Genomic DNA, 24,044 nt, shown 5'->3' with positions numbered 1-24,044 from the left:
ACCCGCCGGGCGGTTTCGGCCATTCGGTGACGATCCTCTCGCTGTTCTCAGCCGCACCATCCGTGTCTGGCACCGTCCCAGCGCCTGGCGAGGCCCTCGTCGACGAGACTGGCTCCGAGCGAACGCCCTGCTCGCATCACCGTGCGAAGCTTGCGGCCGTACTTATCCCCGTCACGCAGGCCGGCCGACAGCGAGAACTTGCCGTCATTGAGCAGCGCCAGCAGGCGTGCTTTCGCTGCCTCGCCTTTGATCCTTTCTGCCTCGCACCGCGGTGGGCTGAGCTCCGGCGTGTCGATATCCGCGATGCGGATTTTCTCGCCGTCAAACCAGAAGGTATCGCCGTCGACGATGCAATCCACCCGGCGATCGGCGCCACAGAACGAAAACGCGGCCGACAGGGAATCTGATGTCGTTGTCCTGGCCGCAGCCAGGAGTCCGGACAGGTTGCCGCCGCCATTGAAGGCAAGCCAGCCGCCCGCAGCAATGAGCACGACGCAGAGGATTGCAGCCAGTGGTTTGCGCGGGCGACTCGGTCCCGATCGGGGTGACCTTCCCTGCCAGCGATGTCGATCGTTCTTGCTGCCGGGCTTGCCCGGCTTTCTGAACGGAACCACGTTCGATTTCGCCACCCTCGGTCCTCTCCTGTTCGCCTCAAACTATCTCGCCGTCGGTTTCATCTGCGTTTACGGGCGGGGATTTCAGTGGGAGTGCGAGATGCGAGGCGCAGTCGATCCCGCCTCCCCTGGCGGGCCGCTATGCTGAGGCTCCTGCGGCTGCGCTTTCACCCGCTCCTCGCACGACGAGAATTCCCGAAATCCCGCCCTTTCGTGCGGCCGCTATGCTGATTTCTCCGATGCTCTTCATTGTCCCCGATCGCCCTTGCTTGCTGCGCTGCGCGCCGGCTCGACCAGGGCGTTCAGTTGTGCTTCTCGACTTGTGAACCTATTCTCTCCTACACACGCCTTCCCAGATGAGGCACAAACAGGGAGCCGCGTGGGTCGTCACGCGGCTCATTTGCATTTATGCCTGATCGAAGAATTCGACGGCGCCGGTGTCGAGATGGTAGTACGCGCCGACGATCTTGATGCGGCCTTCCGCCAGCGGTTTGAGCAGGAGGGGATCGCTCTCCTCGCGCAGATTGCGCACGACGCGGCGAACATTCTGTTTGACGGCGTTTTCGAGTGCATCACCCTGCTGGCCACGTGCCTCCAGGACCGCTGGAATGATAGGCTCGATCATATTGTCGATCTGGCCGGGGAAGCGCGCATTCGTTTCGACCACTAACATGGCGGCCTTTACCGCGCCGCAGCTTTCATGCCCCATGACGACGATCAGCGGTACGCCGAGTTCTGCCACGGCATATTCGATCGAACCCATCGCCACCGTATCAACGGTATTGCCCGCGTTGCGAATGATGAACAATTCACCGAGGCCACGCCCGAACAGCAGTTCCGGCGGGACCCGGCTGTCTGAGCAAGAGACGTAGGCGCAGAACGGCGCCTGACCCTTGGCCAGCTCAAGACGGCGCGCCTCGCTTCTATCGGGCAGGACGATCTCGTCACGCAGGAAGGCTTCGTTGCCACGCTTGAGGAGGTCGAGTGCTCCATCAGGCGTCAAGGCTGACTTGCCGTCCTTGACGGGCGCGGGTTCAAGGGGCGTTGTTTTGCCGCTCGTCGTTTGAGCGTGCGCGGCGGCAGGCAGCACAGCGACGGCGGAAGCGGCAGTCGCTGTCATAAACAGGCGGCGGGATACATTACACATCGATAGATACTCTCCGTTAGACGGCGCAGTCGCCGTCAGGGTTGAAAAATCAACGAGCATGTTCGGAGAGACGGAAGTTTAACCCCAAGACTGCACCGAGCACGCTCGATGCGGTCCGACATCAAAAAGGCAAGCCTTGATCAGAGGGGCCCGGTCCGCAACCACGATGTAGGGAGTGGGAATAGCGTTTCAATAGCCGTCAGCCGAAACGGAGCTTCCAAAAAACCGACGTCGGGCGGCATTTTAAAAAGCGGAAAATTTTGGATGCAAGGCTCTTGAAGGGGCAGGGCGGCGTTCCCAATTGTCGATCAACCCGCTGGTCCGGGCCCCTCTGGTGAGAGCCGTCGGCGCTTTCATGATGTCGGACCCTTCCGACATCATGCGCCGACAGAGGTTCTGTTTCTTGGAAACATCGTTGTTCTTCGTGGAGTGGCTGGGCAAGCCGCTCTGGATGTGGGCTGGCTTTCTCGGCCTCGTGATCGCAATTCTGTCGTTCGATCTCGGCGTGCTCCATAAGGAAAATAAGGAAATTGGTGTCGGCGAAAGCATCAAGCTTTCCGTGCTCTACATCTCGCTCGGCCTCGCCTTCGGCGGCTGGGTATGGTGGTATCTTGGAGCGGAATCCGGCCTTGCCTACATGACGGGCTTCGTCGTCGAAAAGACCTTGGCCCTCGACAACGTCTTCGTCATTGCCCTCATCTTCTCCTTCTTCGCCGTGCCGCGCCTGTATCAGCACCGCGTGCTCTTTTGGGGCATTCTGGGTGTCATTCTCTTGCGCGCCATCATGATCGGCGTCGGCGCGACGCTGGTCGCCGAGTTCTCCTGGCTGCTTTACGTCTTTGCCGCGTTCCTGATCGCGACCGGCATCAAGATGCTTGTCATGAAGGATGCCGAACCGGACGTGTCGAAAAACCCGCTCGTTCGCTTCATGCGCAGTCGCTTCAACGTCAGCGACAGCCATCACGGAGAACGATTTTTCGTGAAGCAGGCGCATCCGCAAACCGGCAAAATGGTCTGGTTCATCACGCCCCTGTTCATGGCCCTGGTCCTGATTGAAGTCGCCGACGTCATCTTCGCCGTGGACTCGGTTCCCGCGATCTTTGCGATCACGACCGACCCGTTCATCGTCTACACGTCGAATATCTTTGCGATCCTCGGTTTGCGCGCCCTCTACTTCGCGTTGGCAGCAATGATCCACCGCTTCAAATATCTGAAGCCGGCCCTTGCGATCGTCCTCGTGTTCATCGGCTCGAAGATCTTCGTCGCTGACATGCTGGGTCTGGAAAAATTCCCGGCCGCTCTCTCCCTCGGCGTCACCTTTGCGATCATCGCGAGCGGTGTCGTCTGGAGCCTGCTCAAAACCCGCGCCAAGCCACAGCCTTCCCGCTGATCTGCCCGGCACACCGCTCGGCCACCTCACAACTCAACGAACCTGAAGGAGCACATCCATGTTCTCAGAAATTGTCGCTGCGATTTTTTCAATGTTTTTCATCGAACCGCTGCAAGCCGAAATAGCGGAGCGTGTGGCGGCGGCCAAGGCGCCCACCGAGATCGTGCGCGCCTCGCAAGATTGCCTGGCGGCAGAGGCGCCCCGCCTTCTCGATCGCGCAACGAGGGACATGGGTTGGGCGGTTTCCAATGCCGTCAGCGTTTCGCTTGGCTGGAGTGATCCATTCGATCTCTTGGACAGGAGCGCGCCGGGTTGCGCAGCATTGGTGACGACTCTGAAACAGAAGGCGGAAGATAGCGCAGTATGACGGGACGGAGCGAACAGCGGCCGCAGAGCGAAGGGATTGCATCCACCCGCCTCCGCGAATTGGCCGCTATTGGCCAAGCTGAAGGCAGCATTGAAATCGGAAAGGCTTTGTCCCTCATGGGGCAAGCCGGCACTGCCCTCATCATCCTGCTTCTGACGCTGCCGGCGCTGTCGCCCATTCCAGGACCGTTCGGGATGATCTTTGGAACGGCGCTTGCGCTGGTGGCGCTTCAGATTGCTTCCGGATGCGAGACCATCTGGCTACCGATAAGCCTTAAAAGACGCCGACTGTCATCAAGCACGATCGATGTCACCCTTCGCTACGCGGGTCCTTTGATCGCTTGGGCGGAGAAAATCATGCGCCGCGACCGGCTTGCTGTTCTGACCAGCAAACCAGTCCAGATGTTGTTGGGCTTCCCCATTTTCCTGCTGGCAATCGCCATCGCCCTGCCCATACCCTTTGGAAATTTCCTGCCGGCCTTCGCCTTGATCGTCATTGCCGTTGCCCTCTTGGAACGCGATGGGCTCGTCACGCTGATCGGGCTGATCTTGTCTGTCGCAGCTTTGGCGGCAACGGCGGCTTTGGCATATGGCGTCCTTGCCGTACTTCCTTGAAGGGGAGACCTGAAACCCTGAACTGAAGACGCCAAAAAAACGAAAGTCACAAGTTTTGCTGCAACACGATCACAGCACTGGGAAGGTACTCGGAGAAAGTTCACTGTTGTTCGAGCTTATGAAACCTGTTCGTTCCGACACAGGCCTTCATGTCGTCACGCCGAAACCAGATCGCTCGCCCGCATCTGAGCGGCGCGTTCCCCGCTGTGAAGACGATCTGCTCATCGGCGCGCATGCGAAGCACCTCGTGTGGCTGGATCAACGGTCGTGCGGCCAACTGCTTCGATCGCGTCCGCGACGATCCTTTCATTTGCGAACTACGGCTGACCTGGTCGATCTCGACTGTCGTCATGCCGCAGCGGCGGGAAATGTAGTCCGCCGTTTCCGGGTCGTTGATCGCCGCGAAACTGATCCAGCTCGCGCTCTCGAACCATTTGCTTGAGGCGTCCCGCCCCCCATAGGTTTCGCGCATCTGGCCGATCGACTGATAGATCATGGTCAGCGTGATGCCATACTTCCGGCCGGCGTCGCGCGCAGTTTCCAGGATCCGCATATAGCCAAGCCGCGCGACCTCATCGAGAAGAAACAGTGCTCGGCCGGGCATCACCCCATTTCGGTTGTAGATTGCGTTGAGGAACGAGCCGATAATGACGCGCGCGAGGCCCGCATGTGTCTCCAGAGTCTTCAGATCGATGTTGATGAAGACGTCGGTGTTTCCCTCGGCAAGATCCCCCGTCGAAAACGTCTTTCCGGAAACCAGCGCGGCATAGTTCGGATAGGACAGCCAATGGGTTTCCTTGATCGCATTGGCGTAGACGCCGGAGAAGGTTTCGGGCGTCATGTTCACGAAGGCCGCGACGTTCTCCTTGACGAAATCCGAGTCCGAATTGTCGTAGATTTCCTGCAGACGTTGGCGCAACTGCGGCTCGGGCTCGGAGAGATTGGCGCGAACCTGGCGAAGCGTCTGGTTCTGTTTCTCCGTATGGCCGGACAGGCAAACGTCAGCGATCATCGCCGTCAGCAACTGCAAGGCGGAAGCACGGAAGAAGTCGTCGCGAACACCGCGCGTGCCGCCGCTATCGCTCATGATCCATGAGGCGACGGAGGCGATATCCTCTTCCTTGGTGCCGCCGAATTGTCCGATCCAATCAAGCGCATTGAAGCCAGTCTCCGGCTTCTTCGGGTCAAGGACGAACAGATCCCGGTTCGCGCTGCCTCGGTGCACTGACACCATAGGGGCAACTTCGTTCGACGGGTCCAGGACGATTAGCGAGCCGCCCCATTTCAACGCCGTCGGGATCGTCACCGACGTTGTTTTAAAGCCGCCCGAACCCGCAAACACGATGCCGTGCGACGAACCGAACGAGCCGTCGAAGCACAGCAGCGGCGACTGGCCACCGATACCCCATGTGTCGGGATCGTCAGCGCGAAACGCGCGCGTTCCTACGCTGTCTTTGTCGACGCGATATCGTTCGCCGATGACTATGCCGCCGGCGTCCGAAAACAGGTTCGCCGCCTCCTGCATGTTCATCCAGTCGGCCTCGCCGTGCAGCGCCCGTTTGCCGCGTATGCGTTTGGGTTCAGCACTGGCGAAGGCCGCGTTGCCGGCGAGCGCGACACGTAGGGCGAAGCAGGCGGACATCGCTACCGCCGCCGCGCCGATCAGCATCGCGGGATCGACATAGGAGAGGATCGACTTGCCGACCGGAACATGGCTCCCGAATGCCGACAGCCTGATCGCCTCGCGAGCGATGGCGACAATGATTGTCGCTACACCGCCGGCAACGACGCCCCATCCTGCTGTCTTGATCCTGATCGCGCCGGCGCTCGCAAAGAGGAAGACAATGCCGATTGAGGCCGCGGCGACATACGGCAGGGCAATGCCCGCGCGACCGAGCGTCTGCCGAGCAGCCTCCGTCTTGCCAAAGCCGGACAGCCAGTGTTCGACCCCGGTCAATCCGATCGTGACCAGGAACATCAGCGCGACAGGCGCGATGAAAAGAATGATCCTATTCATCGCTGTTGCCAAAGGCCTCCGCGCCGATCGCCATTAGGCGCGAGCGTTCGGTGTTGTCGGATTTGAGCCGTTGGCTCAGCTCGATCAGCGCGCCGAGCAGAAGCGCTCGCTTCTCGTAGCGAAGACCGGCTTTGACGATCAAACCGCCGAGCTCGATCTTTTCCCGCGTATCTTGTCTGCGGGCGTCGGATGTGGTCGTGCGCGCCATCCGCTCAAGCCTCAGCAGACCCGCCCGCAGCCGCGCCAAACGCGTCCTGCGTGGACGATGCGCTGCTTTCGCCGGCGTTACCTCCCCTTTTCCCTCCGGTCGTGGCGGCCTTTCCTCCACGAAACCGTTTGGCCAAATCCTCGAAGGCCGCCTGCAACACTGCCTCGTCGACCTCGATCTCGCCAAGACCGGCCTTAAGGGCGATCCGGCCGATACGCTCGGCCTCACGGGTCTCGGCGGCCTTGAGCTGCTCCTGGAGTTTGGCGATTTCGTCGCGGATTCTTGAGGACGGCTTCTTCATTTCCTGATGTCTCCTTGATGAGAATTCGCGTGATACGGAGCTCAGTCTTTCCGATCGGCGTGCGGAACGCACTAGGTGGATCATGCAATCGCCAGCGGCGATGCTTTCGTGAATGATCCCGGCCGTTCCGAAGGAGCGGATCCGAAGGGCGCAATTATACGTCGCTGATGCGACGCTCTGCTTTGGCCTTGGGCCGAGGCCTTCCGCTTCTGACGAACCTGTTGATTTCGTTCGCAACCGGGAAAGAACTCGCCGTGGCCGTCCCTCACTTCTCCGTCAGCGTTGTCGCCCGTGGCTCCGGCCGCAGCGCCGTCCTGTCGGCGGCCTATCGGCACTGCGCCAAGATGGACTACGAGCGCGAGGCCCGCACGATCGACTACACCCGCAAGCAGGGATTGCTCCACGAAGAGTTCGTTATTCCCACCGACGCTCCCGAATGGCTGCGGACGATGATCGCGGATCGTTCAGTCGCCGGCGCCTCCGAAGCCTTCTGGAACAAGGTCGAAGATTTCGAGAAGCGCTCCGATGCGCAGCTTGCCAAGGACGTCACCATTGCTCTGCCGCTCGAACTGACGGCCGAGCAGAATATCGCGCTCGTGCGGGATTTCGTCGACCAGCACATTACCTCGAAGGGCATAGTTGCCGACTGGGTCTATCATGATGCGCCGGGCAATCCGCATGTCCATCTCATGACCACCTTGCGGCCGCTGACCGAGGACGGTTTCGGCGCCAAGAAGGTCGCGGTGACAGGACCGGACGGCAATCCGATCCGCAACGATTCCGGCAAAATCGTCTATGAGCTCTGGGCCGGCAGCATCGACGATTTCAACGCGTTTCGCGACGGATGGTTTGCTTGTCAGAACCGGCATCTGATGCTGGCCGGTCTTGACCTTCGCGTCGATGGACGGTCCTTCGAAAAGCAGGGGATCGATCTCGAACCGACTATCCACCTTGGCGTCGGGACCAAAGCGATCGAACGGAAATCGGACGGGGCCTCGAAGCCGATCGAGCTTGAGCGCATCGACCTGCAGGACGCGCGGAGAGCCGAGAACGCGAAACGGATCGACCGGAGTCCGAAACTCGTCATCGACATGATCATGCGCGAGAAGAGCGTCTTCGACGAGCGTGACGTCGCCAAGATCCTCCACCGCTACATCGACGACCCGGACCTGTTCCAAAGCCTCATGGTCCGGATCATCCTGCACCCGGAGACCTTGCGTCTTGAACGCGAGCGGATCGACCTCGCCACCGGCTCCAGGCTGCCCGCCAAATACACGACACGCGAAATGATCCGGCTCGAAGCGGAGATGTCCAATCGCGCGATCTGGCTCTCTCAGCGTTCGTCGCATGGCGTTCGCGACGCAGTGCTCGCCGCGACTTTTGCCCGTCATGACCGCCTGTCGGAAGAGCAGAAAACCGCGATCGAGCATGTGGCAGGACCCGAGCGGATTGCGGCCGTGATCGGCCGCGCCGGCGCCGGCAAGACGACGATGATGAAGGCCGCGCGCGAAGCCTGGGAAGCTGCCGGCTATCGCGTTGTCGGCGGCGCACTTGCCGGCAAGGCGGCCGAGGGACTGGAGAAGGAAGCCGGGATCATCTCTCGGACACTTGCGTCGTGGGAGCTTCGCTGGAACCAAGGCCGTGATCAGCTCGATGGTAAGACGGTGTTCGTTCTCGACGAGGCCGGCATGGTGTCATCGCGGCAGATGTCGCTGTTCGTCGAAGCGGTGACGAAAACCGGCGCCAAGATCATTCTCGTCGGCGATCCCGAGCAGCTTCAACCGATCGAGGCAGGAGCCGCCTTCCGCGCCATCGCCGATCGTATCGGCTATGCCGAACTCGAAACCATCTACCGCCAGCGCCAGCAATGGATGCGGGATGCCTCGCTTGATCTTGCCCGTGGCAAGGTCGGCAAGGCGGTCGAAGCCTACCGCGCCAATGGCAGGATAATCGGGTCGGACCTGAAGGCCTACGCGGTCGACAACCTCATCGCCGCCTGGGACCGCGATTACGATCCAGCGAAGACTTCGCTGATCCTCGCTCATCTGCGCCGGGACGTGCGCATGCTCAACCAGATGGCGCGCATCAAACTCATCGAACGCGGGATTCTCGATCAGGGGTCCACGTTCAAGACCACCGACGGCGAACGTAACTTCGCCGTCAGCGACCAGATCGTGTTCCTGAAGAACGAGGGATCACTGGGCGTTAAGAACGGCATGCTGGCCAAGGTCGTCGAGGTGGGACCAGGACGGATCACCGCGCGGATCGGCGATGGGGAGAATGCCCGCCATGTGCTGGTCGAACAGCGCTTCTACAACAACCTCGATTATGGCTATGCCACGACGGTCCACAAGAGCCAGGGTGCGACAGTTGATCGGGTCAAGGTGCTGGCGTCATTGTCGCTCGATCGACATCTCACCTATGTCGCCATGACGCGTCATCGCGAGGACCTGGCCGTCTATTACGGCCGCCGATCCTTCGCCAAGGCCGGCGGCCTGATCCCGATCCTGTCGCGCAGGAACGCCAAGGAAACAACGCTCGATTACGAGAAAGGCAGCTTTTACCGGCAAGCCCTACGCTTCGCCGAGGCTCGGGGCCTCAATCTCGTCAACGTGGCCCGCACGCTCCTTCGCGATCGGCTGGAATGGACGATCGGGCAAAAGCAAAAGCTCATCGATCTTGGTGCGCGCTTGGCCGCGGTTGCCGGCAAGCTCGGGCTGATCATCGGCTCTGTGAAATCTCCACTCCAGGACACTGTCAGGAAGGCAAAACCCATGGTTTCCGGCATCACCACCTTCGCAAAATCAGTCGACCAGGCGGTCGAGGACAAGGTCGCGGCCGATCCCGGCTTGAAGAAACAGTGGGAGGAGGTTTCGACCCGTTTCCACCTCGTCTATGCGCAGCCGGAAAGCGCGTTCAAGGCTATCAACGTCGACGCGATGTTGAGGGACGAGGGCGTTGCGAAATCCACCGTTACAAACATCGCATCGAACCCTGAACACTTCGGCGCGCTGAAAGGCAAGACCGGGATCCTCGCCAGCCGCGCCGAGAAGCAGGAGCGAGAGAAGGCTGAGACCAACGCGCCGGCACTGGCCCGCAATCTCGAGCGCTATCTGCGTCAGCGTGCCGAAGCCGAGCGCAAGTTCGAGGTCGAGGAGCGGGCGATCCGCCTCAAGATCTCGATCGACATTCCGGCGCTCTCGGCAAACGCAAAGCACACCCTCGAACGAGTGCGCGATGCGATCGACCGGAACGACCTGCCGGCCGGTCTCGAATATGCGCTTGCCGACAAGATGGTGAAGGCCGAGCTCGAAGGTTTCGCCAAGGCTGTATCGGAGCGTTTCGGCGAGCGGACCTTCCTGCCTCTGGCCGCCAAGGACTCCAACGGACAGACCTTCAATGCGGTTACGTCAGGGATGACGGCCGGACAAAAGGCCGAAGTGCAATCGGCATGGAATTCGATGCGGACGGTGCAGCAGCTGGCCGCGCATGAGCGCACGACGGAGGCGTTGAAACAGGCCGAAACCCTGCGTCAGACGAAGAGCCAGGGGCTCTCTCTTAAATGACGGCGCAACTGTCTGTACGTCGGATGGGACCTGCGCAAAGATCGAATGCCATCCTGCTCTTGCTGGTGGCGACAACCATCCTCGGGGGCGGTGTTGCTGCGGCCATCATCGGCGGCTACCGCATCAACCTGACACCGAGCGAACCCCTCGGGCTCTGGCGCATCGCCGCGCTTGATCGAGTGGTGTCCGCAGGCGACCTCGTCTTCATTTGCCCGCCGCAAACGCTCGTCATGCGAGAGGCGAGACGGCGGGGCTATCTTCGCTTCGGAACCTGCCCGGGCGGGGTCGCGCCGCTCATCAAGACGGTCATCGCGCTTCCCGGGCAACACGTCGCAATCGGTGCAAGCGTAACGATCGACGGGCGCCCGATAGCATTCTCCGACCTGGCTCAGCGCGACGGCAAGGGTCGGCCGATGATGCCTCATTCCGGCGGCGTCTTGCCGGCACAAAGCGTCTTCCTCCATTCACCGTTCAGGAGCTCCTATGACTCCCGCTACTTCGGACCCCTTCCCGTCTCGGGCATCCTCGGCCTGGCGCAACCGGTGCTCACCTATGCACCGTGAGCACATTCGGCCGATCCTGTTGATTACCGATTCAATAATTGCCGGAACGGTTGCTTGGAGCGGTCAAGTCCTTCTCCTTCCGCTCGCATTCACGTTTCCGACCCTCTGGGCGCTTGCGCGAACGAGACGGACGGCTGCGTGTGTCTCAGCCGGCTACTTTCTCGCTGCATCACGGGGTCTGCCGCAGGGCGTTGCGACTTTCTATTCCTCGGACCTCTGGCCTGGATTATTGCTTTGGCTATGTGCGTCCACCGGCTTCGTCATCGTGCACACCGTCCTTTGGACCAAGAGGGAGGGTGCTCGTCCGCGTCGCTATCTCCTGGCAGCGGTTCTCATGGCCATTCCGCCATTGGGCATTACCGGCTGGGCGCATCCGATCACTGCCGCGGGCGTGCTGTTTCCAGGATGGGAATGGTGGGGCCTGGCTGCCGCGACAGCCGGCCTTATGGGCCTCGTATCCCGCATGTGGCCAGCTGTCGCGATTGTCCTGGCAGGCTTTTGGATCTGGTCCGCCGCAACCTGGGACGAGCCGACGCTACCCCAACGCTGGCAAGGCGTCGACCTTGAAATGGGCGGATCACTGGGGCGCGACGCCAGCATGCAGCGCCACCGTGATCTGATTGCCACTGTGACAGATCGGGCATCGGGCGGCGCTGGCATGATTGTTCTTCCCGAAAGCTCTCTGGGCTTCTGGACGCCGACCGTCGAACGGCTCTGGGTGCGAGTTATGCGGGGGACTGACATTTCCGTTATCGCCGGCGCGGCAGTTGTCGATGCGGAGGGATACGACAATGTTCTGATCGCCATCTCCGGCGACGGCGCTCGGCTACTTTATCGCGAGCGCATGCCGGTGCCGGGCTCGATGTGGCAACCTTGGCGTCCCTTGCTCGGTGAGAGCGGCGGCGCGCGGGCGCACTTCTTCGCGAATCCGGTCGTGACCGTTGCCGGCGATCGGGTCGCACCGCTGATCTGCTACGAGCAGCTGATCGTCTGGCCCGTCCTGCAGTCCATGCTCCACGATCCGGACGTCGTCGTTGCTGTCGGCAACGGCTGGTGGACCAAGGGCACATCCATCGTGGCAATCCAGCGCACCAGCACGCAAGCCTGGGCGCGCCTGTTCGACAGGCCCGTCGTTTTCTCCTTCAACATCTGATTTCCCAGGAGCCCAACATGCTCGATGCCGCCCTGATTCAACAATGCGCCGACCCTTCACTGAAGCCCGCGATCGTTGAGCAGTTCGTGACCGCTGCGGGCGCGAATGATCCACTTGCTGTCACTGTCAAATCGGGTGGTCGATTGATCCTTGTTCCGAAGGCGACGTCGCCGGACGAGGCAATGGCGATCATCCGGCAGTATGTCGGCCAGGCGGTGGTGCGTGTCGGCCTGACGCAGTTTCCGGCTGGCGTCGGTGTGAAGGACGCGGCTGATTTGAAGCCCGATCTCGTCGATCCTTGCGAAAGCCTCCGCAAGGGAACGGCGATGTTCGCAAAAGTCTTGCGAATTGTGGCCAAGTGGTACGGCAATCCGAAGAGCGCAGATGTCTTCCCCCAGATCTTCGAGGATGCCGTCTATGCCTGGAAGACTGGCGAGTTCGAGGGCGTGAGCGTGTTCCAGGCAGAAGATCCAGGTGGCCCAGTCGTCAATCAGCGCGAGCCGATCGACAGCGAGACTGATGCAGCGCCTGAAGACGCGTCCCCGCCAGCCGATGCCGAACGTCAAGATGAGAGGGAAGTTGGCACAGCGGGAATGCGGATCGATCTGTCGCGGATCGGTGGAAAATGACCAATTTGAGCCAAGGCCATACCCTCGGAAGTAAATATGGGTGAGGCCGCCAATTCGACAACGCTTTGGCCTACCTGCAGTCCACACGTAAATCGTTCGCGGCCAACGGTTTTGGACACTACCGCGAGGCCTCTCAGGATGGCAAATTAAACTGACTGAAAGAGCGTTCCAGGTCTTCGCCGACCTCTTGTCTCGTGTCGGGTTTTTGCATATATTGCGTGTCGGGTGTTTGTAGAAAGATGAGTGCCATGCACCAGCCGAAGACATTGAAACAGAAAATCCAGAACCGAGTCGCCAGAACAAAGAAGACCGACGTCTTTCTTCCGCGAGATTTCGCTGACCTCAGTGGCGAGGATCAGGTTTTGCGCGCTCTCAGGTCCCTGGTTCACGATGGGGCTCTGATGCGGCTGGGTTACGGTGTCTACGCCCGCGCGGTACGATCGCGCATTTCAGGCCGGCTGATGGTCTCTAGTTCCAACGGCTTTCACAGCGCGGCACTGCAGGCGCTTAACAAGCTTGGTGTGCCTTGGGAGCAAACCGAAAGCACCAAAGCCTATAATGAAGGCCGTTCCACTCAGATCCCGGTAAACCCGACAGTCAAAGTCAAGGCGCGGTTCAACCGACGGCTTTCCGATGGCCGCACGGAGCTTCGCGTTGAACGATAAGCCAGACCAGAAAACTCTTCTGGAAGTACAGGAATATTTTGGCCTTCCTTCACCAGCTCTGGTCGAGAAGGACTGGTTTGTCGTTCGCGCCTTGGCTGCGATACACGATGCGCAGGTCGATGGGCTGTCTCTGGCGTTCGGCGGCGGAACAGCACTGGGGCGCGCCTATCGCCTGCTCGAACGGATGTCCGAGGACATCGATCTGCGTATTATTGGCGAAAAGGCCAACTCACGCAGCGCGCTCAAGCGTCTGCGCGGCGAGGTGAATGATCGGCTTCAGGCGGCCGGTTTTGCGGTAGAAGGCCACTACGCCGTTAAGCAAAACGACCGATATGTCCGCTACGATCTGCCCTATGAACCCATAGCAAAAGGAGAGGGCGTCTTGCGCCCGGAGATCAAGATTGAGATCTCCGCTTTTCCCATTTGTACATCCCCCGAACCGCGTTCGGTCTCATCCTTTGTGACGGAAGCGAAAGGCGCTGATGCCGAGGCAACAGACGTCGCGTGCGTGAGACTGGTAGAAACAGCGGCGGACAAGTTCGTTGCGCTCGGGCGCCGAGCCGGTTTTGCTTTAACGGGGCTCGGAGACTTGGACCCCACCCTTGTTCGCCATGTCTATGATTTGTCACGCATGGACGGACACTATGATGCGGATGAGGCTGCCGCGATCGCTCTCCAAACGATGGTGGCTGAAGCGGAAGGGCGTGCTGACGACTATCCTGCCTACAAGGCGGACCCGAGGGGCGAAACCCTTCGCACGTTTGAAGTGATGGGCAAGGATGAGAAGTTCGCTCAGGGCTACGCAAAATTGCTCGGTGACATGGTTTACGGCCAAAAACCTGAATTTGCAGCAGCCTTCGAAGCGGTGCAACGCTTCGCTGATCGGGTCCGGGATGCCTAGAATTCCTTCAGGCGGGTGAAGATGTCGCCCCGGCCTTGGTTAAGGCCGTTATCGAGAAATACGCACCTGATCTTGATGACGCGGAAGTCATTGAGATTGGGCGCGACCGTTCCTGATTGCTTACGCAATGGCGCATCTGCTGAGCGGACCGTCGTGACGGTCGAAGCGTCAAAGCTCACCGCGAGGCAAGCATCGCCGCATCCCGGACGTCTGATCTCGATGTTAGGTGGTGCAATAGCTCCGAAATGACGACGGCCCTGAATTTCACGACGGGTTACCGATCCGGAATCTGATACGCGTCGACACCGTCAGGTCGGGCTTGTTTTCGCCAGGAACTCCCTTGGATCAACATCCAGCGCTTCAGAAATCTGGCCAAGGACCGTGAGGGTTGCCGACATCTCGGCACGCTCGATGGCACCGATATGGCGTGTGCTCAGGCCCGTGCGATGCGCCAGTTCCTCCTGCGTCAGTTTCTTGCCATGACGTATTCGACGCAAATTACTCGCCATGACCTCGTTGAGATCCATGACGCCAGCGGAACCAGAATCGGAACTATTGTTCTAGGAACTATAGTTCCGATTCGTCCAAGCCTGTGATATTGCCGGATGATCAGATGTTTACTCTTCAGAGGATCGTCTGACATAGGAGACAAGAGACGCGAACGCGAATATCAAACGGTCGTGCCAATCTATCGTTCTGGGAAGGACAAGAAATGGAAGATGCGGGCTCCTCGCAAACCGAAGGAGATCAGAGGAAACCTCGGTACGATCTGATGGATAAGGCGGAATTGGAGACGCTCACTGTGTCCGCCATTCGCGAACATCGCCGTCTCCTCGCCGCCGACCAGGCCGTGTACGACGAATGGACACGCGCAAGCGAGGATCCTTCAATCGCCAATTCGGTCGTGGAGACCCTTCAGGAAGAGCATTTCGCGCGCCAAAAAAGGGCGGCAGCTCAGCAGGACGAGCTTTCGGATATGCTAGACGTACTCGGTTTCGTGCCGGAAGTACCGGTCGACGATGAGGCTAGCTAGGAGGCAGCAAACCACGATCCTTGGCGATCGCTACCAGTTGTGGCACCGACTCGGCGCCGAGTTTCCCACGGGCCTTATCGAGATGATGCTGCACGGTTCGGAAAGCGATGCCGACCAGATTGGCGGTTGTGAGTGTACTCTTCCCCTTGGCAGCCCAGATCAAGCAGTCCATTTCACGAGGCGACAACGCCTGCTTCGGATTGAGTGCGGTTTTGCCGCCGATCATCATTAGCCGGTAATGGATCATCATCACCAATTGCACTGCTCTCTTCGGGTCGAAGGCGACCGGTAGGTCCACTTTCCTTTCGGAGGATGCGAAGGTCAGCATCATCGATGTGCCGTAGCTGCCTTCAACTGGAATAGTCATGCCGCAACGGATCCCATGCTCGATGGACCCATGGCGGAACCTTCTGAGCTCAGACGAGCCGCGCGCCCTCCAATCGTCCGCCGTCCAAAAAAATATGTCGCCTTTCCGTTTCGCCTGCGTCACCACTGGATCGATATTGGAGTAGTCGGCCGAGAGATAAATGCGTTCCCATGGCTTTGGATAGGTGTTGAAGGTCTTGATCTGAGCGCCTTCCTTTTGAAGATAGGCAAACCGCTCGTACCCGCAGGACCGCGCGAAGCGCTTCATGGCACCTTTGATCGTGAGCTCGTCCTGCGCCGCTTCCAACATGTCCACGAGTGAGCGAAATTCTCCATCCAACAGCGTTTCTCCTGTCTTATCGACCTGTAGGTCGGCCATGATCTTGCACGTCGAGACACTCAAACCGCCTTGCCGCCTGGCGGCCAAGCCATGGCAGTGTCAGCCACAGGCGTCTCGACGCAACCCACGCTACGGGAGCAACAAGCAGCAGTCCCTCTAGCCGTGTACGTCTAGCACTACCTGCGAAAAGCCAAGTTGCAAGTCTCCCTGAACTAAAAAGATGACAAACTCAGAAAAGTTATTGCGGGGGATAGCAATGTTGCACCGGNGGGCCGGTGAACTGATATGCGGCAAAAGCCGGGCGCTGTTCGTCAGTTTCTGCCGTAGGTCGACGGGAATATAATATCCTGGTCAACGAGCACATTGAACTTGTAGCCGGGGCGGATCTGGATGGTCGGCTGCACATTCAGGTTCTTGGAAATGGTTTGCTCGGCGACTCTGCCGAAGGATTCCGCGAAGTTGCGCCGAGCCGCATCCGAGGCGGTTTCCTGTGTTGCGAGCGTCGAGCTTTGCGGCATCGACATGTCGATCCCGGCCCCGATCAGTGCGATGAGTGCCGCAGAACTCCACGTGTGCCAGAGATGGCGATCGACCTTATCCTTGAAACCGCCATAGCCTTCGGCATCGGTACCGGCCATGCCGCCAATCTGCAGGGTTGATCCATTCGGGAAGATAAGGTCGGTCCAGACAACGAGGACACGCTCCTGCCCGAACGAGACTTTGGAATCGTAGCGGCCAAAGAGCTTGGCCCCCTGCGGGATCAGGAGCCGGTAACCGGTGGCGCTGTCATAGACGTTCTGACTGACCTGCGCAGTGATCCGTCCGGGAAGGTCGGAGTTGAGACCGGTGATCAGGGTGGCGGGAATGACGGAGCCACGCTTGAGTTCGTAGGCAGACATCTGCGGCACGACCCGGTTCGGCAGGTAGCCAAGGTCCTTGATGTCCTGATTGAAGAAATCTTCCTTCGAGGTTTGAGCGTTTGGATCAACGTTCTGGCCCATCAGACCGGACTTCATGGCGGCGGCATAGAGGTCCGAGGTGCTGTTGGCAGTCGTCGTCTGCCGGTCCATGTCTGCAGAGTTATTGACGGCCTTGTCGACGTCGGAAATATCCACCTTCAACGGCGAGTCCAAAGCCGTCGCCCGCGCCTGTAGCCGAGCCATGCGCTGCCGTTGCACTTCACGGATATACTGTTCGTCCTGCTCCCGTTTCAGGCGCGCTTTCCATTCCGCTTCAGATTCAAGCCTCGAGCGCGGCTCCTCTCGCTGTTCGGGCGTCCGATCGACAACGGCGGTTTCCTTCGTGACCTTCTGTTCGACGGCGGGCGTCGGCTGGAACACTTCGCGTTGTTCCGGATCACCAATAATGCCATCGGTGACACCACGCTTGAGCTGGTCGCCGAAGTTCGTCGCGGGAGCATTTGATGTGCTGTCGAGATCGTTGTTTCGATTGAAAGGGAGCCCGCGCCATGAAAGTCCGATGACGACCACGCCGACAAAGATCGCGACGATTACGATGGCAATGATCATCGGCAGCCGGTTCAGACGGCGCATGCCCTTCTGATCGTCGACCTGGCTGGCGGTGCCCAGTTGCAGAGATTGGACCATGCTCGCCTCCCCTCAATTGCGCTGCATGATCGAGAGCGGGCTTGCGGGCACAGCACCCGCAGCCGTCGCCGTGTAGGCCCGGCCAAGCGCGATGGATGGCGTCGAGAGCCTCGCGAGTACCTGGCCGTCGACGCCGTCGATCGAATAGGCGAGCTCGACGGGTTTCACGTCCTTTCCGGCTTTGCCGTCGGTGATGACCGTATAGCCCCATCCTTTCAGCGCCGCCTCGAGTGCCGCCGCATAGTCCGATGAGTCCTTCTCCATCTTGATGGTTGTCGTGCCTGAAGGACCGATCTGCTCGGCAAGCCGGCTTGCCATGTCGCCCGCAATCGCGCTTGCGGCCGGACCTGTGACGGTGGTGGGAGTCGAATTGGTGATTAGCCCGTCCTCGGCTGTCTGGCAACCGGAAAGCATGGCGGTGGCGATGATGATGGCAATACGCTTGCGCATGATTCAGCCTCCCCGCCGGATTGTGATTTTCTGCTGGCGCCAGCCGACGCCGGAGACGAGGATCGCTTTTTCGACAGCATAGTCGACGATCATCATGTCGTTCTTCATCCGATAATTTACGATGCGGTTCTGGCCGCCGCTGACGACGAAAAGAACCGGCGCATCCTGGCTCGAGACCGATTTCGAGAACTGGATGTAGGTCTTGGCGCCATCCGAATAGACCCTCTTCGGCTTCCAGGGCGCGCTGCCGCTTATCAAATAGGAAAAGTTCAGCTTGTCGGGCGCGGCGCCAGGAATGCCTGCGGTCTCCAGTCGCGAGTTGATATCGGCCAGCTTGGTTGACACGTCCTCGGGATACTCGAAACCAATGCGGGCCATGTATTGGCTCGGATGCGATTTCAGCTGGATGTGATAGGTGCGCCGCGAAGTCGTGACGACCATGGAAGTGACGAGCCCCGGTTCCGATGGCTTGACGATCAGGTGGATGGCCTGCCCGCCCGTAGCGCCGGAGGTTGCCGGCTCCACCTTCCAGCGAACGGTATCGCCAACTAGAACATCGCGAACGATTTCGCCACCCTGGAGCTCGATATCGCAGACTTGCAGCGGTGAGCAGACGACCGACGGCTGCGTCTCGCCGAAGAGGAAGATGACCTTGCCGTCCGGGCCGGTCGTGACCAGGCCAGGTGTACCGCGCCACTTCCTCGAAATGTTGGTACCCTTCACCTCGTTGTTCGTCATGCTCTGCGCCGCAGCGCCGCTGACAAAGGCGAGTCCGGCCAGGCAGCCCGCGGCTGCGATCAATCCTATTCTTTTCATGTAGGTGAATTCCCTGCCCTTAAAGCTGTGCTGTCCAGTCGAAGTCCCGGACATAGAGACCGATGGGGTTGAGACGGATGGTTGCCTCGTCCTGCGGTGCGGTGAGCGTGACTGTCGCGATCCCGCGGAACCGGCGCGTGCCGATTTCCTTGCCCTTCCGGTCGCGTTCGTACTCTGTCCAGTCGATCTGATAGGTCTGGTTCGAGAGCGCCACGATGTTGTTGACCTCGATGGCAACCGTCGACGATTTCGCTTTCTCGAACGGCGAGTTGCTCCGGAACCAGTCGTTGATCTTCTGCGTCGACGGATCGGAGGTCCGAAGCAGCGCGTAGGTCCGGTCGATGTATTGCTTCTGCACCACCGCGTCCGGCGTGATCGAACGGAAGCTGGTGACGAAATTGCCGAGCGTGGCGCGCACAACTCGGACGTCGGCATATTCGATCTGTTCGGGGAAACCGGCGGTTACTGCGGTACCGAGTTTATCGACCTGGACAATATAGGGCACCAGCTTGACCTGGGTGCTGAGATACATCGCATATGCGAAGCCAATCACTGCCATAGTCAAACCAAGGATGCCGACGAGCCGCCACGCGGCGGCGGACTGCACATACGAACCATATCGCTCGTTCCATTCCTGACGCGCGGCAAGGTAGGGGTTTTCGGGGGCGCGGTTCGCTGCCATCGATCGATCACTTTCTGATTGCTGTTAGTCTTTGCGTTCGGGAGGTGATTTTGGTCCGCTGTTCCCACTGCGCGCCTGATCGAGCTTGGAATTGGCGAGACCCAGGATAGACCCGGCATAGGCGCCGGGAGAGCCGATGGCCTTCTCCTTGGCAGCTGAGCCGGCAGCTTTTCCCGCCGACCCGATCCCTGCACCGAAGCCACGAAGAGCGGCACCTGCGACGGATGAACCCGCCGCTCGCGCGGCCTGGGCAGCCGCAAAGCCTGCACCCGCTGCACCCGCTGCGAGAAAGCCGGCACCCGTGGCGAAAGATGCCGCTTGGCCGCCATGCCGGATCGCTTCCATGCCGCCTGAGACGGATGCGCCCTGGACGACCCCTTGCATGATGTTCGGGACGTAGATCGCGATGATGAAGACGACCACAGCAATGCCGGCGATCGCGAGTGCCGTTTGGAACTGGTCGCCAATGTCGGGCTGGTTTGCCAGTCCGATCAGAACTTCCGATCCGATCCGCGAGATCATGACGAGTGCCATGAGCTTCATTCCGACCGAGAAGGCATAGACCAAATATCGGACCGCAAAGTCCTTGGTGTAGGACGAACCGCCCAGGCCAAGCATGATCATACCGGCGAGCAGGCCAATATACATTTCCACCATGACCGAAACGAAGATTGCGGCGACGAGCGAGAAGGAAATAACCACCACGACCATGGCAAAAGCGGCCGAGATCGCCAGCGCGTTGTCCTCAAACAGACCGAACTGAATCTTCTCCGACATTTTCGTTGCAACAGCGAGCCCAGCATTAAAGACGTCGGCCGGCGAGGCCGTGCCGCCGCCAGCGCCAATCTGGAACAGGCTATCGACCACGGCCTTCGCGAAGGTCGGTCCCTGCGCCAGCACAAAAGCGAAGAAGCCGACGAACATGATCCGCCGTACGAGTTCGGCGAACCAACTGTCGAGCGATGCGGCCTGGATCGCGAGCCAGACTGCAGCAATGCCGATCTCGATCGTCGCCAGGATCCAGAACAGCGATTTCGCCGCATCCATTACCGTGGTCTCCCAACCCTTTGCGGCCGTGGTGATCTGGCTTTGCAGTGAGGTGAGCACCGAACCTTCCTGCGCGAGGACCGGCTGCGCCACCAGCACGCCCAAGGCAGTAAGCAGCATGGCGGATCGAAGTCGGTGAAGAGATATCGCTGTCATGCCGCTACCACTCGACTTTCATCTTTTCGCCGCCGGAGGTCGGGTACTTCTGCGACGAGCCGAAGAACGTTTCACGGCGCTGCTGCGCAGCCTGCTTCTCAGAAATGAGAAGCCAAATACCAGCACTGCCGGCCGCCATGAACGCTGCAGTCGCGAGGAGGATCAATTTCGTGCTCACCATTCCACCTTCATTTTCTCGCCGCCGGACGTGGACGGCGCTGTCGCGCCGAAGAACTTCTCGCGCCGCGCCTGGGCAAGGTCCTTGTCGGTTTGTTCGGTCTGAAGCCAGGTTCCCATCATCGTCATCTGCTGGGAGACGAGGCCGCGAAGCTTTTGCATTTGCGCGACCTGCTGCGCTGCAATCTCGTGACCCACCTGCAGGGCCTTCATTTGGCCGTCGGCGGTCTCAGACATCGACCGCAGAGAGGACATTGTGCCCTCTTCACTATCGAACTGGTCGGCGGTCAGACTCGCCGCTTTCAACGTGCTGGCGATCGTATCCCTGTTCGTATCGGACCACGTTTGGTAGCTCGAAGAAAAGCTTGTCGCGTCCGGCAGGTTGGTCTTGAGGCGCGAATAGCTTTGGAAGCGCTGCTGCAACACGTCGTCAGCATTGCCCATCGAAAACGAGATGCTTTGACCCTGATCGACGATCCTGCGCAGCTCATTGAGGTCGCTTTCGACCTGACCCCACATATGCGACGGGAGCGTCGCGGTGTTCTGCAGCAAGTTTTGATAGATGTTCAGCTGCGTTTCGATCTGTTGCGCCAACTGGCTGATCTGGGTGAGCTGGTTCTGGACTTGCTCGCCGGACTTCCCGACCAAAGCGACCAACTCACCGTTGTTCAGGACCTGCGTCCACTCCGTTGCGGCGCCAGTTGCGGTGCCCGCTGATGCTGGCGACATAGTGCCGGTCATCAATGCAACTGCCGCCAGACCAGCGAGCAATCTATTCGAAGTTGAGCAGGGCTTCGGCATCGTGAACTCCTCTCGTTTGAAGCCAGTGGATTGGCCAGTCGCGGCCATGTTCGGAATTGAGCGCGCGGATACGCTTCAAGTGTTCCTTGCCCGATGCGCCGACGAAGCTGAGCGCCACAGGGCCGAGCGACATGTCGAACAGCCGCCGGCCCTCTGGGGTAACGACGTAACATTCGCACTTGGGGATCGCGTTCGAAACGATCTCGATCTGCCGCTCGTTAAAGCCGATCCGCTCGTAGAATTCGCGCGTCCCTGGTTCCCGCGCGGCGCCGTTCGGAAGGCAGATCTTGGTCGGGCAGGATTCCTTCAGGACATCGATAATTCCGGAACGCTCGGCGTCCGAGATCGATTGAGTGGCGAGGACGACCGCGCAGTTCGCCTTGCGTAAAACCTTCAGCCATTCTCTGATCTTGTTGCGGAAGACTGGATGGCCGAGCATCAACCAGGCCTCGTCGAGGATGATCAGGCTGGGCGAGCCGACAAGGCGCTTCTCGATCCGGCGGAACAGATAGGTGAGTACGGGCACGAGATTGCGCTCGCCCATATTCATCAAATGTTCGACCTCGAACGTCTGAAACGCACCGAGGGTCAAACCGTCCTGTTCGGCGTCGAGCAGTTGACCCATTGGTCCGTCGACCGTGTAGTGGTGCAGCGCGTCCTTGATCTCGCGCATCTGCACTCCACTGACAAAGTCTGACAACGATCGACCGGATGCGCTCGCCATCAGCCCCACCTGGCGAGAGATAGCATTGCGATGATCAGGGGTAATTGTGACACCCTGCAGCGCCACGAGCATTTCGATCCATTCCGTCGCCCATGCGCGATCACTATCGCTCGCGAGGTCCGAGAGTGGGCAGAAGGCCAGAACCCTCCCTTTGTCTCCAGCGTCACCGCCGATCTCATAATGATCGCCACCCGCCGCGAGCGTCAGCGGCAAGAGCGAGCTTCCCTTGTCGAAGGCGAAGATCTGCGCCTCGCGATAGCGCCGGAACTGCGCCGCAATCAGTGCAAGCAGTGTGGACTTGCCCGAGCCGGTCGGCCCGAAGATCAGGGTGTGGCCAACATCGTCAACATGCAGGTTCAGCCGGAACGGCGTGGAGCCGCTTGCTACCTGCATCAGCGGAGGCGAACTCGGTGGATAAAATGGGCACGGGGCGACGGGGTTGCCCGACCAGACAGAGTTGAGCGGGATGAGATCGGCAAGATTGCTGGTGTTGATCAGGGGCTCCCGGATATTGCAATACCAATTGCCCGGCAGGCTACCGAGAAAAGCGTCGGTGGCGTTGAGCGTTTCGATCCGCGCGCCGAAACCCTCTGCCTGGATCAGCCGGCGGATCGCCTCTGCCATTTCCTGCAGCGCCTCGCGATCGTGATCGAAGAGAACGATGACGGGCGTGTAATAGCCGTATGCCACCAGTTGCGAGGACGCCTGGGCGATGGCGTCTTCCGTCTCGGCCACCATGGTCATGGCATCCTGGTCGACCGAACGGCTCTGCGTCTGAAAGAGCTGGTCGAAGAATGGCCGCACCTTCTGCTGCCATTTCTTGCGGGTCCGCTCCAGTTTCTGCCTTGCTTCCTGCGCATCGAGGAAAATGAAGCGCGAAGACCAGCGATAGGTGAGGGGCATCAAGTCGAGGCTGTTGAGGATCCCCGGCCAGCTCTCAGCCGGCAGACCGTCTATCGCGACGACGCCGAGGAAGCGGCTTTCAACCTTTGGGGTCAGGCCATGCTCGAGCTCAGCCGTCGCGATCCAGTCGAGATACATCGGCGCATCGGGCAGTCGGATCGGATGGTTCTCACCAGTGATGCAGAAGCGAACGAATTGCAGCAGTTCGTCGTAGCGGGCGAGCCGCTCCCCTCCCCTTTCGACGACCTCGCGTGTTTCCATCCGGCGAATCGAAAGGGTGTTGGCGAGGTACTGCTCGATCTCGCGCACAGCGTTCTTGAAGACGAACAGTACCGTGTCGGCATAGCTCTTCTTACGGCTCTCCTCGTCCGAGTAGATGTATTTGCTGAGCGCCGTTTTCTTGGACTCGAGCGGCCGATATGTGAGGACGAGCGCGTGTTTGCTCTCGAAATGTCCCTGCTCGCGCCCGAAATGCGCGCGCCGCTCGGCGTCGATCGCGCGGGTAATCGGATCGGGGAAATGGCATCGATCATCCGACGGATAGTCGAATGTCGGGATGCGCACTGCCTCGACCTGGATCATCCAGCCGCTTCCGAGCCTCGACAGGATCGTATTGATCTGGCGAGAGAGTTCGTTGCGCTCCAGGTCAGTCGCGCTTTCGGAGTCCGGCCCGGCAAAATACCAGCCTGCCATTAGACTCCCGTCCTTCAATAGAAGGACGCCATTGTCGACCAGACCGGCATAAGGGACGAGATCCGCAAAGGATGGGCCGGTGGCCCGGAAGCGTTTGAGAGCGACCATGTCTTC

The 24,044-nt window shown here is 59.9% G+C and carries 25 protein-coding genes; 10 read left to right on the top strand and 15 right to left on the bottom strand.

Annotated elements, in window-relative coordinates; all coding sequences use genetic code 11:
* Positions 1-47: 47 nt before the first annotated feature.
* Together ACTJKM_RS20415 and ACTJKM_RS20410 are read right to left on the bottom strand one after the other, a co-directional pair.
* Positions 48-629: a thermonuclease family protein gene (locus ACTJKM_RS20415; protein ID WP_427143213.1), complete on the bottom strand. Its 582-nt coding sequence runs from the start codon at positions 627-629 to the stop codon at positions 48-50.
* Between the two features lie 391 nt (positions 630-1,020).
* Entirely contained in the window at positions 1,021-1,821 is an 801-nt protein-coding gene (locus tag ACTJKM_RS20410) for a carbonic anhydrase (protein ID WP_440637107.1), read from the bottom strand.
* Positions 1,822-2,140: 319 nt separating this feature from the next.
* On the opposite strand from ACTJKM_RS20410, the gene ACTJKM_RS20405 reads away from it, so the two are divergent.
* From ACTJKM_RS20405 to ACTJKM_RS20395, 3 genes are read left to right on the top strand one after another with little or no spacing between them, the layout of a single operon-like run.
* Positions 2,141-3,151, top strand: a complete 1,011-nt coding sequence (locus ACTJKM_RS20405) for a TerC family protein (protein WP_427143243.1) — start codon at positions 2,141-2,143, stop codon at positions 3,149-3,151.
* Positions 3,152-3,209: 58 nt separating this feature from the next.
* A complete protein-coding gene (locus tag ACTJKM_RS20400; protein ID WP_427143215.1) occupies positions 3,210-3,518 on the top strand; it encodes a hypothetical protein in 309 nt (102 codons plus the stop codon).
* A complete protein-coding gene (locus ACTJKM_RS20395; RefSeq protein ID WP_427143216.1) occupies positions 3,515-4,132 on the top strand; it encodes an exopolysaccharide biosynthesis protein in 618 nt (205 codons plus the stop codon). The genes ACTJKM_RS20400 and ACTJKM_RS20395 overlap by 4 nt, the downstream gene beginning before the upstream one ends.
* A gap of 100 nt (positions 4,133-4,232) precedes the next feature.
* On the opposite strand, the gene traG is transcribed toward ACTJKM_RS20395, so the two are convergent.
* The 3 genes from traG to traC are packed head-to-tail and all read right to left on the bottom strand — an operon-like array spanning position 4,233 to position 6,658.
* Complete coding sequence (traG, locus tag ACTJKM_RS20390) at positions 4,233-6,149, bottom strand: Ti-type conjugative transfer system protein TraG (protein WP_427143217.1); 1,917 nt, start codon at positions 6,147-6,149, stop codon at positions 4,233-4,235.
* Entirely contained in the window at positions 6,142-6,357 is a 216-nt protein-coding gene (traD, locus tag ACTJKM_RS20385) for a type IV conjugative transfer system coupling protein TraD (protein ID WP_427143218.1), read from the bottom strand. The genes traG and traD overlap by 8 nt, the downstream gene beginning before the upstream one ends.
* A gap of 4 nt (positions 6,358-6,361) precedes the next feature.
* On the bottom strand, positions 6,362-6,658 hold the full coding sequence (gene traC / locus ACTJKM_RS20380) for a conjugal transfer protein TraC (protein WP_427143219.1): 297 nt from the start codon (positions 6,656-6,658) through the stop codon (positions 6,362-6,364).
* 254 nt (positions 6,659-6,912) lie between these two features.
* On the opposite strand from traC, the gene traA reads away from it, so the two are divergent.
* The 6 genes from traA (at position 6,913) to ACTJKM_RS20350 (ending at position 14,135) form a co-directional block, all read left to right on the top strand.
* On the top strand, positions 6,913-10,224 hold the full coding sequence (gene traA, locus ACTJKM_RS20375; protein WP_440660743.1) for a Ti-type conjugative transfer relaxase TraA: 3,312 nt from the start codon (positions 6,913-6,915) through the stop codon (positions 10,222-10,224).
* A gap of 23 nt (positions 10,225-10,247) precedes the next feature.
* Complete coding sequence (traF, locus tag ACTJKM_RS20370) at positions 10,248-10,787, top strand: conjugative transfer signal peptidase TraF (protein WP_427143245.1); 540 nt, start codon at positions 10,248-10,250, stop codon at positions 10,785-10,787.
* Positions 10,777-11,940, top strand: a complete 1,164-nt coding sequence (locus tag ACTJKM_RS20365; RefSeq protein WP_427143220.1) for a conjugal transfer protein TraB — start codon at positions 10,777-10,779, stop codon at positions 11,938-11,940. Before traF ends, ACTJKM_RS20365 begins: the two co-directional genes overlap by 11 nt.
* Before the next feature lie 17 nt (positions 11,941-11,957).
* Entirely contained in the window at positions 11,958-12,569 is a 612-nt protein-coding gene (locus ACTJKM_RS20360; RefSeq protein WP_427143221.1) for a TraH family protein, read from the top strand.
* A gap of 248 nt (positions 12,570-12,817) precedes the next feature.
* Positions 12,818-13,234 (top strand): DUF6088 family protein, encoded by a 417-nt coding sequence (locus ACTJKM_RS20355; protein WP_427143222.1) that lies wholly within the window; start codon positions 12,818-12,820, stop codon positions 13,232-13,234.
* Complete coding sequence (locus tag ACTJKM_RS20350) at positions 13,224-14,135, top strand: nucleotidyl transferase AbiEii/AbiGii toxin family protein (protein ID WP_427143223.1); 912 nt, start codon at positions 13,224-13,226, stop codon at positions 14,133-14,135. The genes ACTJKM_RS20355 and ACTJKM_RS20350 overlap by 11 nt, the downstream gene beginning before the upstream one ends.
* Positions 14,136-14,443: 308 nt before the next feature.
* Here ACTJKM_RS20350 and ACTJKM_RS20345 read toward each other — a convergent pair whose 3' ends face one another.
* Positions 14,444-14,662 carry a helix-turn-helix domain-containing protein gene (locus ACTJKM_RS20345; protein ID WP_025582042.1) on the bottom strand — a complete coding sequence of 73 codons (219 nt, stop codon included), beginning with the start codon at positions 14,660-14,662 and terminating at the stop codon, positions 14,444-14,446.
* 185 nt (positions 14,663-14,847) lie between these two features.
* Here ACTJKM_RS20345 and ACTJKM_RS20340 point away from each other — a divergent pair, with 185 nt between their 5' ends.
* Complete coding sequence (locus tag ACTJKM_RS20340; protein ID WP_427143224.1) at positions 14,848-15,168, top strand: transcriptional repressor TraM; 321 nt, start codon at positions 14,848-14,850, stop codon at positions 15,166-15,168.
* Here the strand turns inward: ACTJKM_RS20340 and ACTJKM_RS20335 are convergent.
* The 9 genes from ACTJKM_RS20335 to ACTJKM_RS20295 form a co-directional block, all read right to left on the bottom strand.
* Positions 15,161-15,874, bottom strand: a complete 714-nt coding sequence (locus ACTJKM_RS20335; protein WP_427143246.1) for an autoinducer binding domain-containing protein — start codon at positions 15,872-15,874, stop codon at positions 15,161-15,163. The two genes, ACTJKM_RS20340 and ACTJKM_RS20335, sit on opposite strands and share 8 nt — an antisense overlap.
* 311 nt (positions 15,875-16,185) lie before the next feature.
* Positions 16,186-17,481 carry an IncP-type conjugal transfer protein TrbI gene (gene trbI / locus ACTJKM_RS20330; RefSeq protein WP_427143225.1) on the bottom strand — a complete coding sequence of 432 codons (1,296 nt, stop codon included), beginning with the start codon at positions 17,479-17,481 and terminating at the stop codon, positions 16,186-16,188.
* 12 nt (positions 17,482-17,493) lie between these two features.
* Positions 17,494-17,931: a conjugal transfer protein TrbH gene (gene trbH / locus ACTJKM_RS20325; RefSeq protein WP_427143226.1), complete on the bottom strand. Its 438-nt coding sequence runs from the start codon at positions 17,929-17,931 to the stop codon at positions 17,494-17,496.
* A 3-nt stretch (positions 17,932-17,934) separates the two neighbouring features.
* Positions 17,935-18,747 carry a P-type conjugative transfer protein TrbG gene (gene trbG, locus ACTJKM_RS20320; RefSeq protein WP_427143227.1) on the bottom strand — a complete coding sequence of 271 codons (813 nt, stop codon included), beginning with the start codon at positions 18,745-18,747 and terminating at the stop codon, positions 17,935-17,937.
* A 19-nt stretch (positions 18,748-18,766) separates the two neighbouring features.
* Complete coding sequence (locus ACTJKM_RS20315) at positions 18,767-19,429, bottom strand: conjugal transfer protein TrbF (protein ID WP_427143228.1); 663 nt, start codon at positions 19,427-19,429, stop codon at positions 18,767-18,769.
* 24 nt (positions 19,430-19,453) lie between these two features.
* Positions 19,454-20,632, bottom strand: a complete 1,179-nt coding sequence (gene trbL / locus ACTJKM_RS20310; protein WP_427143229.1) for a P-type conjugative transfer protein TrbL — start codon at positions 20,630-20,632, stop codon at positions 19,454-19,456.
* 4 nt (positions 20,633-20,636) lie between these two features.
* Complete coding sequence (gene trbK / locus ACTJKM_RS20305; RefSeq protein ID WP_427143230.1) at positions 20,637-20,813, bottom strand: entry exclusion protein TrbK; 177 nt, start codon at positions 20,811-20,813, stop codon at positions 20,637-20,639.
* Complete coding sequence (trbJ, locus tag ACTJKM_RS20300; protein ID WP_427143231.1) at positions 20,807-21,610, bottom strand: P-type conjugative transfer protein TrbJ; 804 nt, start codon at positions 21,608-21,610, stop codon at positions 20,807-20,809. Before trbJ ends, trbK begins: the two co-directional genes overlap by 7 nt.
* On the bottom strand, positions 21,582-24,038 hold the full coding sequence (locus tag ACTJKM_RS20295; protein WP_440637099.1) for a conjugal transfer protein TrbE: 2,457 nt from the start codon (positions 24,036-24,038) through the stop codon (positions 21,582-21,584). Before ACTJKM_RS20295 ends, trbJ begins: the two co-directional genes overlap by 29 nt.
* Between the last annotated feature and the right edge of the window lie 6 nt (positions 24,039-24,044).

The organism is Ensifer sp. 22460 (assembly GCF_052044935.1).
In the GTDB taxonomy this organism is placed as follows: domain Bacteria; phylum Pseudomonadota; class Alphaproteobacteria; order Rhizobiales; family Rhizobiaceae; genus Ensifer.
The sequence above is the reverse complement of the archived record's forward strand: the minus strand, read 5'-3'. Positions and strand labels throughout refer to the sequence as shown.

Excerpts from the sequence above, each read along its gene's own strand:
- trbG (WP_427143227.1), bottom strand. The coding sequence starts at position 18,747 with ATGAAAAGAATAGGATTGATCGCAGCCGCGGGCTGCCTGGCCGGACTC.
- ACTJKM_RS20360 (WP_427143221.1), top strand. The coding sequence starts at position 11,958 with ATGCTCGATGCCGCCCTGATTCAACAATGCGCCGACCCTTCACTGAAG.
- ACTJKM_RS20295 (WP_440637099.1), bottom strand. The coding sequence starts at position 24,038 with ATGGTCGCTCTCAAACGCTTCCGGGCCACCGGCCCATCCTTTGCGGAT.
- trbH (WP_427143226.1), bottom strand. The coding sequence starts at position 17,931 with ATGCGCAAGCGTATTGCCATCATCATCGCCACCGCCATGCTTTCCGGT.
- ACTJKM_RS20395 (WP_427143216.1), top strand. The coding sequence starts at position 3,515 with ATGACGGGACGGAGCGAACAGCGGCCGCAGAGCGAAGGGATTGCATCC.
- trbL (WP_427143229.1), bottom strand. The coding sequence starts at position 20,632 with ATGACAGCGATATCTCTTCACCGACTTCGATCCGCCATGCTGCTTACT.
- trbK (WP_427143230.1), bottom strand. The coding sequence starts at position 20,813 with ATGGTGAGCACGAAATTGATCCTCCTCGCGACTGCAGCGTTCATGGCG.
- ACTJKM_RS20410 (WP_440637107.1), bottom strand. The coding sequence starts at position 1,821 with ATGCTCGTTGATTTTTCAACCCTGACGGCGACTGCGCCGTCTAACGGA.
- trbI (WP_427143225.1), bottom strand. The coding sequence starts at position 17,481 with ATGGTCCAATCTCTGCAACTGGGCACCGCCAGCCAGGTCGACGATCAG.
- ACTJKM_RS20355 (WP_427143222.1), top strand. The coding sequence starts at position 12,818 with ATGCACCAGCCGAAGACATTGAAACAGAAAATCCAGAACCGAGTCGCC.
- traF (WP_427143245.1), top strand. The coding sequence starts at position 10,248 with ATGGGACCTGCGCAAAGATCGAATGCCATCCTGCTCTTGCTGGTGGCG.
- trbJ (WP_427143231.1), bottom strand. The coding sequence starts at position 21,610 with ATGCCGAAGCCCTGCTCAACTTCGAATAGATTGCTCGCTGGTCTGGCG.
- traD (WP_427143218.1), bottom strand. The coding sequence starts at position 6,357 with ATGGCGCGCACGACCACATCCGACGCCCGCAGACAAGATACGCGGGAA.
- ACTJKM_RS20315 (WP_427143228.1), bottom strand. The coding sequence starts at position 19,429 with ATGGCAGCGAACCGCGCCCCCGAAAACCCCTACCTTGCCGCGCGTCAG.
- traC (WP_427143219.1), bottom strand. The coding sequence starts at position 6,658 with ATGAAGAAGCCGTCCTCAAGAATCCGCGACGAAATCGCCAAACTCCAG.
- traG (WP_427143217.1), bottom strand. The coding sequence starts at position 6,149 with ATGAATAGGATCATTCTTTTCATCGCGCCTGTCGCGCTGATGTTCCTG.
- ACTJKM_RS20400 (WP_427143215.1), top strand. The coding sequence starts at position 3,210 with ATGTTCTCAGAAATTGTCGCTGCGATTTTTTCAATGTTTTTCATCGAA.
- ACTJKM_RS20340 (WP_427143224.1), top strand. The coding sequence starts at position 14,848 with ATGGAAGATGCGGGCTCCTCGCAAACCGAAGGAGATCAGAGGAAACCT.
- ACTJKM_RS20345 (WP_025582042.1), bottom strand. The coding sequence starts at position 14,662 with ATGGATCTCAACGAGGTCATGGCGAGTAATTTGCGTCGAATACGTCAT.
- ACTJKM_RS20405 (WP_427143243.1), top strand. The coding sequence starts at position 2,141 with ATGCGCCGACAGAGGTTCTGTTTCTTGGAAACATCGTTGTTCTTCGTG.
- ACTJKM_RS20365 (WP_427143220.1), top strand. The coding sequence starts at position 10,777 with ATGCACCGTGAGCACATTCGGCCGATCCTGTTGATTACCGATTCAATA.